The sequence below is a fragment of the Streptomyces sp. NBC_01477 genome, assembly GCF_036227245.1.
Classification (GTDB): Bacteria; Actinomycetota; Actinomycetes; order Streptomycetales; family Streptomycetaceae; genus Actinacidiphila.
In genome coordinates this window covers 2,558,571-2,573,574 of record NZ_CP109445.1, presented here as the reverse complement: position 1 = coordinate 2,573,574, position 15,004 = coordinate 2,558,571, and the positions used below count along the sequence as shown (strand labels likewise).

Here is a 15,004-nt window from a genome sequence, read left to right as displayed (position 1 = left end):
TTCGGGGTGCCGTCCTTATGTGCTTTTTACCCCTTGTGAGGAACGGCACGAAAGTCCCAAAGGATCATTTTCCGCTGGCACAGTGGGGCGAACGTCGAGCACACAGGAGCAGCTGATCCATGGCCGCACTCGCACGGTGGTGTCTGCACCGCCGCATCACCGCCGTGCTGTTGTGGATCGCCGTCCTGGTCGGCCTGACCGCGGCCGCGGGCTCCGCCGGCTCCGCCTACTCCCGGCAGTACGAGGCGCCGGGCACCGAGTCGGGCCACGCCAGCGCCCTGCTGCGGGAGTCCTTCCCCGACCAGGCGGGCGACACCGACACCATCGTCTGGCACACCGAGCGCGGCACCGTACGCGCCGCCGCCGTCGAGCAGGCCATGACCCATGTGCTGGACCAGGCCCGCACGCTGCCTGGTGTCGCCTCCGTCGACAGCCCGTACATTGCCGCGGGCGCCGCACAGATCAGCGCCGACGGGCACACCGCGTACGCCACCGTCGGCTACGCCCACGACGCCGACAGCATCCCCCGCTCGCAGGCGCAGGCCCTGGTGGACACCGCCAAGGCGGCGCAAGGCGGCGACCTGCGGGTCGAACTGGGCGGCCAGGCGGTCGGCAGCACCGAGAGCGCCGGCGCCCACCTCAGCGAGATCGTCGGCGTGGCGGTGGCAGCGGTCGTCCTGCTGATCGCCTTCGGCTCCTTCGCCGCCATGCTGCTGCCCATCGCGACCGCGCTGGTCGGCTGCGGGACCGCGTACATGGCGATCGTGCTGCTCGGCCACGCCATGACCGTCGCCGACTTCGCGCCCATGCTGGGCATGCTGATAGGGCTCGGGGTCGGCATCGACTACGCCCTCTTCATCGTCAGCCGGCACCGCAGAGGCCTCAAACGCGGCCTGAGCGTGACCGAGGCCGCGCAGGAGGCGGTGGTCACCACGGGGAGGGCGGTGGTCTTCGCCGGCGGTACGGTCTGCGTCGCGCTGCTCGGCATGCTGATCCTGCGGCTGAGCTTCCTCAACGGCGTCGCGGTGGCCGCCGCGCTGACCGTCCTGCTCACCGTGGCGGCCTCGATCACCCTGCTGCCCGCGCTGCTCGGGCTGATCGGCCCGCGCGCGCTCAGCCGCAGGGAGCGCAGGGCGCTGGCCGAGCACGGCCCGCGGCCCGAGCCGCCCGCCGGGCTGGCCGCCCGCTGGTCGGCCTTCGTCGAACGGCACCCACGGCTGCTGGGCGCGCTCGCCGCGGTGGTGATGGTCCTGCTGGCGCTGCCCACCTTCACCCTGCACCTGGGCACCTCCGACCAGGGCAACGGCTCCGCCAAGTCCACCACCCGGCAGGCCTACGACCTGCTCGCCGACGGCTTCGGCCCCGGCACCAACGGCCCGCTCACCCTGGTCGCCACGACCGACGGCGCCCGGTCCCGGCTGGCCCTCGACTACCTGCCCAGCACCCTGCGGGAGATCCCGGGCGTGGCCGCGGTGAGCCCGGTCGAACTGTCCGGCGGCACCGGTGTGATCACCGTCGTCCCGGACAGCGCCCCGCAGTCCCGCGACACCTCGCAGCTGGTCGACCGGCTGCGGGACGAGGTACTGCCCGCCGCGGAGAAGGGTGGCGGCCTCCAGGTCTACGTCGGCGGCCCCACGGCCAGCTACGACGACTTCGCCGGCGTCGTGATCGGCAAGCTCCCGCTCTTCGTCGGCAGCGTCGTGGGCCTGGGCTGCCTCCTGCTGCTGGTCGCCTTCCGCTCGATCGGCATCCCGCTCAAGGCCGCGGCGATGAACATTGCCGCGGTCGCCTCCTCCTTCGGGGTGGTGACCACGATTTTCCAGTGGGGCTGGGGCAGCGAATGGCTGGGCCTGGGCAGAGCGGGCCCGATCGAGCCCTTCCTGCCGGTGATCATGGTCTCGGTGCTCTTCGGGCTGTCCATGGACTACCAGGTCTTCCTGGTCAGCCGGATGTACGAGGAGTGGCGCGAGACCCGCGACAACCGGCGGGCGGTCCGGGTCGGCCTCGCCGAGACCAGCCGGGTCATCAGCTCGGCCGCGGTGATCATGATCGCGGTCTTCCTGGCCTTCGTGCTCAGCGGCGACCGGGTGATCGCGATGTTCGGCATCGGCCTGGCCGCGGCCGTCGCGCTGGACGCCTTCGTGCTGCGTACGCTGCTGGTGCCCGCGCTGATGCACGTCCTGGGCGACGCCAACTGGTGGCTGCCGGGCTGGCTGGACCGGCGGCTGCCGCGGATCAGCATCGAGGCGCCGACCGCGCCCCGCCCCGCGCCCGTACCGCTGGCCGCCGCTGCCATGGCCGAGGCGTCCGCGGGTCAGGGGATGAGCGTCGGGTCGGCGAAGACCCCCACCCCGCAGTCCAGGCCGTTGTCCGACGCCCACTCCAACCGCAGCCTCAGCACTCCGGAGACGTTGAGCACCGGGTGAAACGGCGGGCCGACGGTCGCCCGCTCGCGGAAGACCCGTTTGCCGTCCGCCCACATGGTGAAGGTCATCCCGACGTTCGGGCTGTTGTCGTCCATGCCGACCACCACGTCGAGTTTCTTGTACAGCTTGCCGAGGTTGTACTCGGCGTAGCCGTTGTCGCAGTCGGTGGTGCGCAGCACGTCGTCGTACTGCACCCCGTTGATCGCCGCGGTGCCGCGCTCGACCGTCTCGTAGCTCTCGTCGGTCGGCGTGTGGTCGGCCAGCGACCCCTTGGCCGCGGAGCCGGCCGGTGGCGCCGCGCCGTCCGCGTCCCCGTCCGCGCCGGTCGCCGGGCCGCCGGACGAGGGCTGCGAGGCGGAATCGCCGGGGGAGTCCTGCGCCGACGTGCCGCCCTTGCCGCCGCCCGACAGCGCCACCCCCGCGAAGGCGCCGCCCCCCACCAGCACCGCCGCCACGACCGCCGCCAGCACGATCCGCGCGGTACGCCCCGGCCGCCGCGTGCCCGGCGCGTCCTGACGGGTGCTCTGCGGCGGCCCCCCTGGCGGCCCGACCGGCACCGGCGAGCGGAAGACCGGCGGCGGGGCGTGCACGGGCGGCGGCGGCACGGGCGGCGGTACGTACGCGGGCGCGGTCGGCAGCGGCGGGCGGGTCGCCGACACCACGTACGAGCGCAGCTCGCGCACCCAGCCGGTCAGCGAGGCCGGCCGCGCGTCCGGGTCCGCCGCGAAGATCGCCGCGACCCGGCCGGCCTGCCCCGCGTCCAGCCCGTCCAGCGCGGGCAGCGCCAGTAACGCCGCCCGCAGCGTCTCCGGCACGGGCGCCGGCGGCTTGCCGCTGAGCAGGAAGTACGCGATGGCGCCGAAGGCGTAGCGGTCGGTGGCCGGGCTCCTGGTGCCCTCGAAGACCTCGGGCGCCGCGAAGCCCGGGGTGAACCACACCTCGGCCGTGCGGTGGTCGGCGGCCAGCTTGCTCAGGCCGAAGTCCACGAGGGTCGCCTGGCCGTGCCCGTCGACCATCACATTGCCCGGGGACAGGTCGCCGTGCACCACCCGCCGGCCCGAGGGGGTGGCCGCGCCGCTGTGCAGCCAGTCCAGCACCTCCGCGAGCTGTGCGAGGCAGCGCACCGCCTCCCGGCGCTCCTCGGCCGTCTCCAGCGTCCGCTCGGCCCGCCAGTCCCGCAGGTCGAGGCCCTGCACATGGTTCATGACCAGATACAGCGCCCGGCCGCCGGTGGCCGGCGGCTGCCCGCCCGGGTGCGCGGACGGCCCCTCGAAGTGCTCCCTGATCCCGACGACGCCGGGCCGGTGCACGAAGCGCAGCAGTTCCGCCTGCTCGCGCCATTTCGCGCTGACGCGCGCGAAGAGGTCCGGCGCGAGGGCGTGCTGCGCGTCGAGCGTCTTGACCACGACCGGCTCGGTCGCGCCGCCGAGTTCCAGCTCGGCGAGATAGAGCACGGCCTCGCCGCCGCGGCCGATGGACCGCAGCAGGCGGTATCGGTCCGGCTCGCCGTCAGGCCCGATGTACAGACCGGTCTCCACGAAGTCCCTCCCCCGGGGAGTGCCAATTCCCCTGCGTCCAGCCCGACGTGATTCTTCCGCCCTTGCCACTCCCCAGCAAACACCCCCTGCGGGGTGCGCGGACGAACTCCGGCGGCTGCCCCCTGCGGTGCGTGCTTGTCTGCGGCGACGTCGGTGCCGGCCGCGCAGTTCCCCGCGCCCCTGCTGGGCTCGGTTCCGCTGCCGCAGAGGCCGCGCGGCCGGCAACGACGGCGCGGGAGGGGAGACCGCCTTAGGGGAGGGCGCCGACCGGGCGGTGGCTGGGGCGGCGGGCCGCACCGCCTAAGTACCCGGGGGCCGGAAGTTCGGGAAGGTGCCCGATGCGGCGGGGCCACCTGGGAGACGAAGCTAGGTGCATCGGAAGAACCGTCACCAAGGAGAACACGATGTTCGCGTACGAAATGCAGCAGGTCCGCCAGGCCGAACTCCGGCGCAGCGCCGACGAATGGCGACTGGCCCAGCAGGCCAGGGCGGCCCGCGTCGAGCGGCGCGCCCCCGCCCGCCGCACCACGGCCGGATCGGCCGTACGCACGGACCAGGAGGCCGCGGAAAGTACCGGCCGCGGCAGGCGGCACACATTGCGCCCGCACAGCGCGGCATGACCACCGAGGCGGTGGCGGCCCCGCCCGGGGCCGCCGCACCGCACGAGGCCCGGCGAGTAACCGGTGTCGCATCCGGGGCGAGGCGTGAAATGCTCGGAAGCGTGCAAACCCAGTCGCTCAGCCCCGTGTTCATCGGCCGGGACGCCGAGCTGGCACGGCTCGCCTCGGTGCTGGCCGCCGCGGACGCGGGCGAGTCCCAGGCGGCGCTGATCGGCGGCGAGGCGGGCGTCGGCAAGACCCGGCTCACCGAGGAGTTCCTGGCCGCCGCGCGCGCGGCCGGGGCGGTGACCGCCGTCGGCGGCTGCGTGGAGATCGGTGCGGACGGCCTCCCCTTCGCACCGGTCTCCGCCGTGCTGCGCGACCTGTACCGCACGCTCGGCCCCGAGCTGACCGCCGCCGCGGCCGGTCAGCAGGCCGAGCTGGCCCGGCTCCTCCCGGAACTGGCCGGCCCGGACAGCGTCCGGCGCGAGCCGCACGACGAGGACGGCAGGGCGCGGCTGTTCGAGCTGACCGCCCGGCTGCTGGAACGCCTCGGCGCCGACCGTACGGTCGTGGTGGTGCTGGAGGACCTGCACTGGGCCGACCGCTCCACCCGGGAGCTGCTGGCGTATCTCTTCCGGTCGCTCCAGCGCTGCCGGGTGGTGGTCGCCGCCACCTATCGCGCCGACGACATCCATCGCAGGCACCCGCTGCGGCCCTTCCTGGCCGAGACCGACCGGCTGCGCAGGGTGGAGCGCTTGGAGCTGTCGCGGTTCAGCCGCGCCGAGGTCCGCAGCCAGCTGGCCTCGATCATGGCCGACGAGCCGGACGAGGCGGTGGTCGACCAGGTCTTCGCGCGCTCCGACGGCAATCCGTTCTTCGTCGAGGAGCTGGCCTGCAGCTTGCACCGGGGCTGTACGAGCGGGCTCAGCGACTCGCTGCGCGACCTGCTGCTGGTCCGGGTCGAGGCGCTGTCGGAGGACGCCCAGCGGGTGGCGAAATTCGTCGCCGAGGGCGGCAACACCGTGGAATACCGTCTGCTGGCCGCCATCACGGGCCTGCCGGAGGACGATCTGCTGGACGCGCTGCGTACGGCGGTCGGCGCCGCCATCCTGCTGCCCACCGACACCGGCGACGGCTACCGCTTCCGGCACTCGCTGGTACGCGAGGCGGTCGGCGACGACCTGCTGCCCGGCGAGCGCAGCCGTATCAACCGGCGGTACGCCGAGGCGGTCGAGGCCGACCGGACACTCGTCCCCGCCGACGAGCGGGCGACCCGGCTGGCCAGCTACTGGTATGCCGCGCACGACCCGGCCAGGGCGCTGCCCGCCGTGCTGAGCGCCGCCGTCGAGGCCAGGCACCGGCACGCCTACGCCGAGCAGTACCGGCTGCTGGAACGCGCGCTCGAACTGTGGGACGACGCCCCCGAGGACATACGCGCCGAGCTGCGGCCCACCGACTACACCGAGGCGTACCCGCCCTGCGACTGCCAGCCGGGCACCCCGCTGGACTTCGTCGACCTGCTGGCCGAGGTCACCGTCGCCGCCCGGCTCAGCGGCGAGCGCGAACGCTCCTACGCCATGTCCAAGCGGGCGCTGCGGCTGATGGAGCGCAGCGGCAGCCCCGACCCGCTGCGGGCCGCCTGGTTCTGGGCGCAGCGCTCCCGGGTCACCGAGGTACTGGGCCGCGGCGACGGCTGGGAGGAGCTGTCCAGGGCCCGCGAGCTGGTCCGCGGTCTGCCGCCGTCCGCCACGCACGCGGAAGTCCTGGCGATGGTCGCCGGCTGGATCATGATCCACAAGTCCGGCGCGGAAGGCATGGCCATCGCGGGGCACGCCGTCCAGCTGGCCAGGACCGCGGCAGCCCGCGACACCGAACTGCACGCCCGCGTCACCCTCGGCCTGCTCCAGGCCGACAGCGGCGACGTCGAGGGCGGTATCGCCGGGGTGGAGGAAGTACGGCGGCTGGTCAGCGACCAGCGCGCACCGCTGATCATCTCCCGCACCTACGGCAATCTGTCGTCCGTGCTGGAAAGCGCGGGCCGCTCCGAGGAGGCGGTACGCGTCAGCCGCGAGGGCCTGGCGCTCATCGGCGACCAGGTGGCCAACGCCACCAGGGCGTGGCTGCTCACCAACGAGGGCGAGTCGCTGTTCACGCTCGCCCGCTACGAGGACGCCACGGCCCGGCTGTCCGCCGCCCGGCGGGTGGTCGAAGGGCCGCTGCTGTGCGCGGGCGTGGAGATGTACCAGGGCTTCCTGGCGCTCGCCGTCGGCGACACCGAGGCCGCCGCCGTTTACCACGCCGCAGCCGCCGAGGGCTTCCGCTACGACACCCAGCCGCAGCACCGGATCCCGATCCGCGGCCTCGCACTCCGGCTCGCCGTCGCCCAGGGCCGCTACGACGAGGCCCGGCGCGAACTGCTGGCCGCGGTGGACGCCGGATTCCCGATCGGCACCGCCCGCTACGCCTGGCCGATCGTCGCCTGGGGCGCCGCCGCCGAGGCCGACGGGCCGTGGCCTGTCACCGGCGACCCCGCCCGCGGCCAGGTGCTGGAGCGGATCAGGACCGCCGCCCGCGAACTGCCCCGCCCCACACCGCTCTACGCGGCCTACGCCCTGCTCGTCGAGGCGGAGCTGGCCCGGGCGGAGGGGCGGCACGAACCCGAGCTGTGGGCTGCGGCGGAGGCCGCCTTCGCCAAGGAGGAGCGGCCCGCGGAGCTGGCCGGCGTCCGCTACCGGCACGCGGAGGCGCTGCTCGCCCGCGGGCCGGACACCCGCGAGCTGGCGGGCTGCCTGCTCGCCCAGGCGTACGGCGTCGCCGCCCAGGCCGGGGCGAGGCCGCTCGCCGCGGAGGTCGCGGCGCTGGCTCAGCGGGCCCGGCTGCCGCTCGACGAGCCCGTCGACCCGGCCGCGCCGGCCGCCCCCGCGGATCCCGTCGACCCGGCCGACTCCCTCGGCCTGACGGCCCGCGAACGGGACGTGCTCCGGCTGGTCGCGGACGGCCGTACGAACCGGCAGATCGCGGAGGAGCTCTTCATCTCGCCCAAGACGGCGAGTGTGCATGTCTCGAACATCCTGGCCAAGCTCACGGTCTCGACCCGCGGCGAGGCGGCTGCCCTGGCCCACCGCCTCCACCTCTTCGCTCCCGCGACCTGACCCATTCCCCGGGCGGTGAGCCGCCCGCGCGATTCCCCGCGCCCCCGGGCGTTGCCCCTTGCGGTGCTTGCTTACCTGCGGCGCCGTTTTGGCTGGCCGTGCAGTTCCCCGCGCCCCTGGGGGAGTGCCACTTGCGGTGGCGTTCGCAATTGCGGTGCGTCGTGGCTGTTCGCGCAGTTCCCCGCGCCCCTATGGGGCACCTTCCCGCTGCCGCAGAGGATGAGTTCCTGCGGAAAGGCGCTGGTGTCGCCGCAGAGGGCAACCATCAGGGGCGCGGGGAACTGCGCGGGCAACCGCGGTGGCGGGAGAGTGGCGACGCCACCGCAAGTGGCACCCCCTGGGGCGCGGGGAACTGCGCGACAAGCCACGACGGCGCAGTAGGCGAAGCGCCACCGCAAGTGGCGCCCCCTGAGGGGTGCGGGGAACTGCGCGACAAGCACTCACCGGGCAGCAGGTGCGGGGTCAGCTCACGGTGAGCTGAAGGATCCGGTCGTCACCGGGCTTGGGCGTCCCACGCCCATCCGTATTGCTCGTGCTCAACAGAATCGTGCGGTCATCGACCGCCACCACCGTCCGCAACCGCCCATACGTACCCGTGAAGAACGCCTGCGGCGCCGCAGCCGCCTTGGTGCCGTCAAGCGGAATGCGCCAGAGCCGCTCGCCCTTGAGCGCGGCCATCCAGATGGAGCCCGCCGCGTAGGCGATACCGCTGGGGGAGGCCTGGTCGGTGTGCCACTGGGCGACGGGGTCGACGTAACCGGCCCGGTGCGCGATGCCCTCCACCACGGGCCAGCCGTAATTCTTGCCCGGCTCGATGAGATTCAGCTCGTCCCAGGTGTCCTGGCCGAATTCGGACGCCCAGAGGCGGCCTTGCGGGTCCCAGGCGAGGCCCTGCACATTGCGGTGGCCGGGGGAGTAGACGAGGGATCCGGGAAAAGGGTTGTCCTTGGGTGCCTGGCCGTCGGGCGTCATGCGCAGGATCTTGCCGCCCAGCGAGGACATGTTCTGGGCGAGCCCGCGCTGGCCGGTCTCGCCGGTTCCGGCGTAGAGCATGCCGTCCGGGCCGAAGGCGATCCGCCCGCCGTTGTGGATGGAGCCGGTCGGGATGCCCCGCAGAATCGTGTCGGGCGCCCCGAGCTGGTCGCCTGCGGCCCGCGTGGGGTCGAACAGCAGCCGGGCGATGCGGTTGTCGGACTCGGTGCTGAAGTAGGCGTAGAGCAGGTGGTCGGTGCCGAAGTCCGGCGAGAGGGCGAGGCCGAGCAGGCCCGCCTCGCCGCCCTGCGTGTGGGTGACCCCGGGGATGGTGCCGACCGCGGCGGACGTCTTCTTGGCGGGGTCGACCCGGGTGATCTTCCCGGTGTCCCGGGAGGCGACCAGCAGTGTGTTGTCGGCGAGCTGCACCACGCCCCAGGGCGAGGCGAGTCCGGTGGCGAGCGTGCCGGTGACCTTCGCGGTGCCCTTGGCGGGCGCGGCGGAGGCGGACGGGGTGGCGGCCGTCGTCGAGGTGGACGGCGCGGCCGGGGCGCCCGAAGTGTGCGACGCGGTGGCGGTGGTGGGCAGCGGCGTCGCAGGCCCGTTGCTGCTGGAGCAGCCCGCGACCAGCACCGCTGCCACCGCGACCCCCGCGGCACCCCGTACCGCTCCCTGTGCGTTCACCGTCAGACCTCGCAACCCAGCCAGCTCCTTCTTCCACTCCAAGCAGATCACACCCCCGCCCACCCCCGCCCCCAGAACCCCTTGAGGGCCGCGACCAACTGCCCGCCCGGCCCAGACACGGCGGCACCCTCTGAGGGCCGCGACCAACTGCGCGCGCGACCGAGTCACCGCGTCGGGCAGAGTCCCACGCCAGGCGGCACCCACCCAGGGGCGCGGGGAACTGCGCGCGCAAGCCCCACCGGGGGCAAGGTCCGGGCACAGCCCGAGCCACCCCTCTCGATCGGCACACCGGGGCGAGGGCGCGCCCCGGGCGAGGGCGCGCCCCCGGCCGGTGGTCCGGCCGCCCCAAGGCGAGGGCGCACCCCGCACCCCATTGCGGCGTGCCCGAACGCTTACTCCCAGGACCCCCACGCCCGCGGCCCCGCCGCGATCTCCGCGAGGTCCGCCGCCGTCAGGGTCAGCCCGGCCGCCGCCGCGTTCTCGGCGGGGCGCTGGGCCGAGCGGGTGCCGGGGATCGGGACGACCCCGGGGCCCTGGGCCAGCGTCCAGGCAAGCGCGATCTGAGCCGGGGTCGCGCCATGGCGGTGAGCCACCCGCCGCAGCCCCGCCACGATCGGCTGATTCGCCGCCATCATGTCCGCGGTGAAGCGCGGATGCCTGGCCCGCAGATCGTCCGGCTCGAAGCCCTGGCCGGGCGTGAGCGTCCCGGTGAGGAAGCCGTTGCCGAGCGGCATCGCGGCGAGGAAGCCGACGCCGTGCGCGGTGCACCACGGCAGCAGCTCGTCCAGGGCCTCCGCCGACCACACCGACAGCTCGGCCTGCACACAGCTGACCGGGAAGACCTGCTGGGCGCGCACCAGCTGGCGCAGCGTCTCCTCGTGCAGCGCCGCGCCGGTGCGCCGGTCGCCGCGGGCGCCGACCGCACACAGGCCGAGCGCCCGCACCTTGCCGGCGGCCACGAGTTCGGCCATCGCGCCCCAGGTCTCCTCGACCGGGATCTCCGGGTCGACCCGGTGCAGCTGGTAGAGGTCGATCGTGTCGGTCTGCAGCCGCCGCAGCGACGCGTCGCAGGCGCGTTTGACGTACGACGGGCGGCCGTTGGCCACGATGTGCTGCTCACCGGCCAGCAGCCCGCACTTGGTGGCGATGAACGCGTCGCGCCGCCGCTGCTTCAACACCCGCCCGAGCAGCAGCTCATTGGTGAACGGCCCGTACATGTCCGCGGTGTCCAGCAGCGTCGTGCCGTGGTCGAGCGCGCTGTGCACGGCCCGCAGCGATTCCTCGCCGTCCCGCCGGGAAGCCGCGTACCCCCAGCTCATCGGCATGCAGCCGAGCCCTACCGCTCCCACTGCCAGCGCTGTCGCGCCGACCGCCCTGCGCTCCACCGTGCCGCCCTCCCTGAGACGCACACTGTGCCATAGCCTCCTGACCATGACCGACATGACCCAGGACCCCGCCGCGGGCGCCCGCCCGCAGGTGTGGCTGTCCGTGCCGCCCGAGGAGATCGACGGACTGCCCGACGCGTTCGAGTACGTGTACTGGGACGGCTCCGGAGACTTCCCCGCCGATCCTGAAGCCGCCGCCTTCTACGTCGTGCCCTACATGAAGGGTCCGACGGCCGGCGCGCTCCCGCTGCCGCGCATGACCGGTGTGCGCGTCATCCAGACACTGAGCGCGGGCGTGGACAACATCGCGCCGCACCTCGGCCAGGTCGGGCCGGGCGTCCGCCTGTGCAATGCCCGCGGGGTGCACGAGGCGAGCACCGCGGAGCTGGCCCTGGCGCTCATCCTGGCTTCGCTGCGCGGCATCCCGCGCTTCGTGCGCGGCCAGGACACCGAGAAGTGGTACTCGGGCTTCTACCCGGCGCTGGCCGACCGCCGGGTGCTGATCGTCGGCTACGGCTCGATAGGAGCCGCCGTCGAGGACCGGCTCGTGCCCTTCGAGTGCGAGGTGACCCGGGTGGCGCGCAGCGCCCGCGACGCCCCCCGCGGGCCGGTGCACGCGCTGGCCGATCTGCCGCGGCTGCTGCCGGCCGCCGATGTGGTGGTGCTCACCACCCCGCTGACCGAGCAGACCAGGGGGCTGGCGGGACCCGCCTTCCTGGCCGCGATGAAGGACGGCGCCCTGCTGGTGAACATGGCCAGGGGTGCGGTGGTGGACACCAAGGCGCTGCTGGTGGAGGCCGAGTCGGGCCGGCTGACCGCGGCACTGGACGTCACCGACCCGGAACCGCTGCCCGCCGGGCATCCGCTGTGGCACGCGCCCGGTGTGCTGATCAGCCCGCACGTGGGGGGCAGCACCTCCGCCTTCATGCCCCGTGCGAAGCGTTTGATCCGGTCCCAGCTGGTCAGGTTCGCAAGTGGTGAGGAGTTGGCCAACGTCGTCCAGGTGACCGGCTGACCGCGGCGACCGGCCGTCCCGAGGGCCCCGGCCGACCACCGGCTGGGATCGGATGACTGCAAAGTGTGTTCGACAACCCGTGTGTGGTTACGCTCAGTAGAGGGCACCTATCCCTGAGTGACGGATCTGGTGTATCGTCCCGAAACGGGGGCGCGCCGCAGTGCCGAAGCCGGCACCTGCGGCGAGCGAACGACGAGCGAAAAAAGGGGGGCGACGGGCGATGCACGGACCGAGGCGGTTCCCGGGCAGGCGCACCCAGCGCACCGCACGACCCGACCGGCCGCTGACCGGGCGGCAGCGCGCCGCGCGCCGGCCGGTCCCGCCGCACAGGACAGCGCGGTGACCTCCACGGGGGCGGTGATCGGCGGTCAGTCCTCGCGCGACGGCAGCGCCGGCCTGCTGCCGCAACTCATGCTCGCACTGCTCTGCGGCGGCTACACGACCGGGGCGGCGCTGGGCTGGGGCGCGGGCGATGTCGCGGCCTTCATGGGGGACTTCGGACTGTCGGCCGCCGCCGCTGCCGCCGCGGTCTCGATGCTGCTCTACGCCCGCAAGGCCGCCGCGGGCCACCGGGCCGCCTGGCTGCTGTTCTCGGCCTCCTCCACGATGGCCGCGCTCGGCAACGGCGTCTGGGGCTGGTACGAAGTCGTGCTGCACCGCCAAGTGCCGCAGACCTCGCCCGCCGACTTCTGCTTCCTGCTGTTCGCGCCGCCCGCCGTGATCGGCCTGCTGGTGCTCGCCAAGCGGCCGGTGAGCCGGGCCGGCTGGGTGTGCCTCGGCCTGGACACCTGGCTCATCGGCGGCTCGCTGCTGACCTTGTCGTGGAGCCTGGCTCTGGCCCGCACCGCCCGCTTCGACGGCCCGAGCACCGCCAAGGTCGCGCTCTCGCTGGCCTATCCGCTGCTGGACATCGTGCTGGTCAGCATGGTCCTCGCCCTGCACTTCCGCCGCTCGGCCGGCAATCGTGCCGCCGTCAACACCGCACTGGCCGCGCTCGCGCTGACCGTGCTGTGCGACGCGCTGTTCACCTCGCCGCTGCTGCGCGAGCAGTACCACTCGGGCCAGATCCTGGACGCCGGCTGGTTCGCCGGCAGCATGCTGATGGCGTACGCCCCCTGGGTCGGCCGCCGTGAGCAGCCGCTGCTGCGCTCCGGCTCGGCCACCCGCAAGGTCACCGGGTCGCTGTCCGCGCTCGCGCCGTACCTGGCCGCCGCGGTGTGCACCCTGGGCATCCTCTACGACGTCATCACCGGCGAGAAGTGCGACAAGGTCGTGCTGCTCACCGGCAGCACCGTGGTGCTCGCACTGGTCGTCCGGCAGGGCATCATGCTGCTCGACAACATGGCGCTGACCCACGAACTGGCCCAGAAGGAGAACCACTTCCGCTCCCTGGTCCAGGGGTCGAGCGACGTCATCATGATCGCCGCCCCCACCGGAGTGCTGCGGTACGTCAGCCCCGCCTCGGCCGGCGTCTACGGGCGCGACCCCGAGGAGATGATCGGCACCGAGCTGTCCGAGCACATCCACCCCGACGACCTCGGCCAGGTCGTGCACGAGGTGCGCCGCTTCCTCGCGGCGCCGCCCGGCGAGGAGCCGGCCACCAGGATCGAGTGCCGCATCAGGTCGGGGCGGCGCGGCGGACCGCACGGCGAGGACGGCTGGCTCAATGTCGAGTCCAGCGTCAACCGCTACCAGGGCGGCCTGATCTTCAACAGCCGCGACGTGACGGAACGGGTCCGCCTGCAGGCCCAGTTGCAGCACAACGCCTCGCACGACCCGCTCACCGACCTGCCCAACCGGCTGCTGTTCCTGGACCGGGTGGGCAAGGCGCTCAACGGGCGGCGGGCCGGCGACGGGCGGGCCGCGGTGCTCTACGTCGACCTCGACGGCTTCAAGGCGGTCAACGACTCCATCGGCCACCAGGCGGGCGACCACCTGCTCACCCAGGCCGCCCGCCGGCTGCGGGACGCGCTGCGGACCGGCGACACCGCCGCCAGGCTCGGCGGCGACGAATTCGCCGTGCTGGTCTGCGGCACCCTCGAACACCAGATCACGGAGATCGCGGAGCGGCTGCGGGCCGCGCTGTGCGAGCCGTACCGGGTGGACGGCGGCGAGGTGCGGGTCGGCGCCAGCATCGGTATCGCCTTCGCCGAGCCCGGCACCTCGGCGGTCGAGCTGATGCGCAACGCCGACCTGGCGATGTATCGCGCCAAGCAGGCGGGCAAGGGCCGGGTCGAGTTGTACGCGCCGCAGTTGCAGGCCGACGTCGTACGCCGTACGGAGATGGCCACCCGGCTGCACCGGGCGCTGCACGACGGCGAGTTCACGCTGCTGCACCAGCCCGTGGTGGAGCTGTCCTCCGGCCGGATCACCGGCGTCGAGGCGCAGGCCCGCTGGCGGTCCGCGCAGGGCATCCTGTTCACCCCCGCCGAATTCCTGCGGGCGGCGGAGGACATCGACCGCACCTCGGAGCTGGGCAGATGGCAGCTGGAGCAGGCCGTGGCGCAGGCGGCCCTGCGGTACGGTGCCGGTCACCGGGTGCCGGTCACCGTGAAGCTGTCCGCCCGCCGGCTGCTGCACCGCGACCTGCCGGCCGGCGCCGTCGAGGGCCTGCTGGAGCGGCACGGCCTGCCACCCGGCGGCCTGGTGGTCGAGCTGACCGGCGGCGACCCGCGGATCTCGCTGGACGAGCTGGAGCGCCGGCTGACCGAGCTGCGCCGGGCCGGGGTGCGTATCTCGCTCGGCGGCTTCGGCTCCGGCCACGCCGCGCTCAGCGCGCTGCGGAGCCTGCCGGTGGACGCGGTCAAGCTCGACAGGGGCTTCGTGGAGGGCGTGGTCGAGTCACCCCGGCTGCGCAAGATCACCCGCGGGCTGCTGCGGATCGCCGCGGACCTCGGTGTGCGGACCGTCGCCGACGGGGTGGACCGGCCGGAGCAGGTGCACGCGCTGCGCGAGCTGGGCTGCGCCCAGGGGCAGGGAATGGCCTTCTCCGGGCTGCTGGACGAGCACCGGCTGCGCGGCTCGCTGACCCGCGGCGGTTACCCCGTACCGGCGGATTCCAGCCGCTCGGGAAAGCCGGACGGCGGCCGGTCCGTACCGCAGGAAACAGCCCGTGAGCAGGTCGTACCCCGGACCGTGCAGCTGCCCTCCTGTCGCTCACATAGTGAGACCCGCGTCCCACCGGCTTGACACCCGCAAGGGGTCCGGAGGAAGGTCGTCGCCATGCGCAC

8 protein-coding genes are annotated in these 15,004 nt (G+C 73.7%); 5 read left to right on the top strand and 3 right to left on the bottom strand.

The window, feature by feature from the left end; translation table 11 throughout:
- Positions 1 to 119: 119 nt before the first annotated feature.
- On the top strand, positions 120 to 2,426 hold the full coding sequence (locus tag OHA86_RS10245) for an MMPL family transporter (protein WP_329174332.1): 2,307 nt from the start codon (positions 120 to 122) through the stop codon (positions 2,424 to 2,426).
- Here OHA86_RS10245 and OHA86_RS10240 read toward each other — a convergent pair.
- Positions 2,315 to 3,964: a protein kinase domain-containing protein gene (locus OHA86_RS10240; RefSeq protein ID WP_329174331.1), complete on the bottom strand. Its 1,650-nt coding sequence runs from the start codon at positions 3,962 to 3,964 to the stop codon at positions 2,315 to 2,317. The two genes, OHA86_RS10245 and OHA86_RS10240, sit on opposite strands and share 112 nt — an antisense overlap.
- Positions 3,965 to 4,368: 404 nt before the next feature.
- On the opposite strand from OHA86_RS10240, the gene OHA86_RS10235 reads away from it, so the two are divergent.
- Together OHA86_RS10235 and OHA86_RS10230 are read left to right on the top strand one after the other, a co-directional pair.
- Positions 4,369 to 4,584 carry a hypothetical protein gene (locus tag OHA86_RS10235; RefSeq protein ID WP_329174330.1) on the top strand — a complete coding sequence of 72 codons (216 nt, stop codon included), beginning with the start codon at positions 4,369 to 4,371 and terminating at the stop codon, positions 4,582 to 4,584.
- A gap of 89 nt (positions 4,585 to 4,673) precedes the next feature.
- Positions 4,674 to 7,718 carry a helix-turn-helix transcriptional regulator gene (locus OHA86_RS10230; RefSeq protein ID WP_329174329.1) on the top strand — a complete coding sequence of 1,015 codons (3,045 nt, stop codon included), beginning with the start codon at positions 4,674 to 4,676 and terminating at the stop codon, positions 7,716 to 7,718.
- A 462-nt stretch (positions 7,719 to 8,180) separates the two neighbouring features.
- Here OHA86_RS10230 and OHA86_RS10225 read toward each other — a convergent pair whose 3' ends face one another.
- Positions 8,181 to 9,374, bottom strand: coding sequence for a PQQ-dependent sugar dehydrogenase (locus OHA86_RS10225; RefSeq protein ID WP_329174327.1), 1,194 nt, complete (start codon positions 9,372 to 9,374; stop codon positions 8,181 to 8,183).
- Between the two features lie 392 nt (positions 9,375 to 9,766).
- Positions 9,767 to 10,759, bottom strand: coding sequence for an aldo/keto reductase (locus tag OHA86_RS10220; RefSeq protein ID WP_329182349.1), 993 nt, complete (start codon positions 10,757 to 10,759; stop codon positions 9,767 to 9,769).
- 46 nt (positions 10,760 to 10,805) lie between these two features.
- Between OHA86_RS10220 and OHA86_RS10215 the strand changes: the two genes are divergently transcribed.
- Both OHA86_RS10215 and OHA86_RS10210 read left to right on the top strand, forming a co-directional pair.
- Positions 10,806 to 11,774: a 2-hydroxyacid dehydrogenase gene (locus OHA86_RS10215; RefSeq protein WP_329174326.1), complete on the top strand. Its 969-nt coding sequence runs from the start codon at positions 10,806 to 10,808 to the stop codon at positions 11,772 to 11,774.
- 339 nt (positions 11,775 to 12,113) lie between these two features.
- Positions 12,114 to 14,963 carry a putative bifunctional diguanylate cyclase/phosphodiesterase gene (locus tag OHA86_RS10210; protein ID WP_443071689.1) on the top strand — a complete coding sequence of 950 codons (2,850 nt, stop codon included), beginning with the start codon at positions 12,114 to 12,116 and terminating at the stop codon, positions 14,961 to 14,963.
- Positions 14,964 to 15,004: the final 41 nt, after the last annotated feature.

Coding starts and splice junctions, on each gene's coding strand:
- OHA86_RS10235 (WP_329174330.1), top strand. CDS start 4,369: ATGTTCGCGTACGAAATGCAGCAGGTCCGCCAGGCCGAACTCCGGCGC.
- OHA86_RS10215 (WP_329174326.1), top strand. CDS start 10,806: ATGACCGACATGACCCAGGACCCCGCCGCGGGCGCCCGCCCGCAGGTG.
- OHA86_RS10245 (WP_329174332.1), top strand. CDS start 120: ATGGCCGCACTCGCACGGTGGTGTCTGCACCGCCGCATCACCGCCGTG.
- OHA86_RS10230 (WP_329174329.1), top strand. CDS start 4,674: ATGCTCGGAAGCGTGCAAACCCAGTCGCTCAGCCCCGTGTTCATCGGC.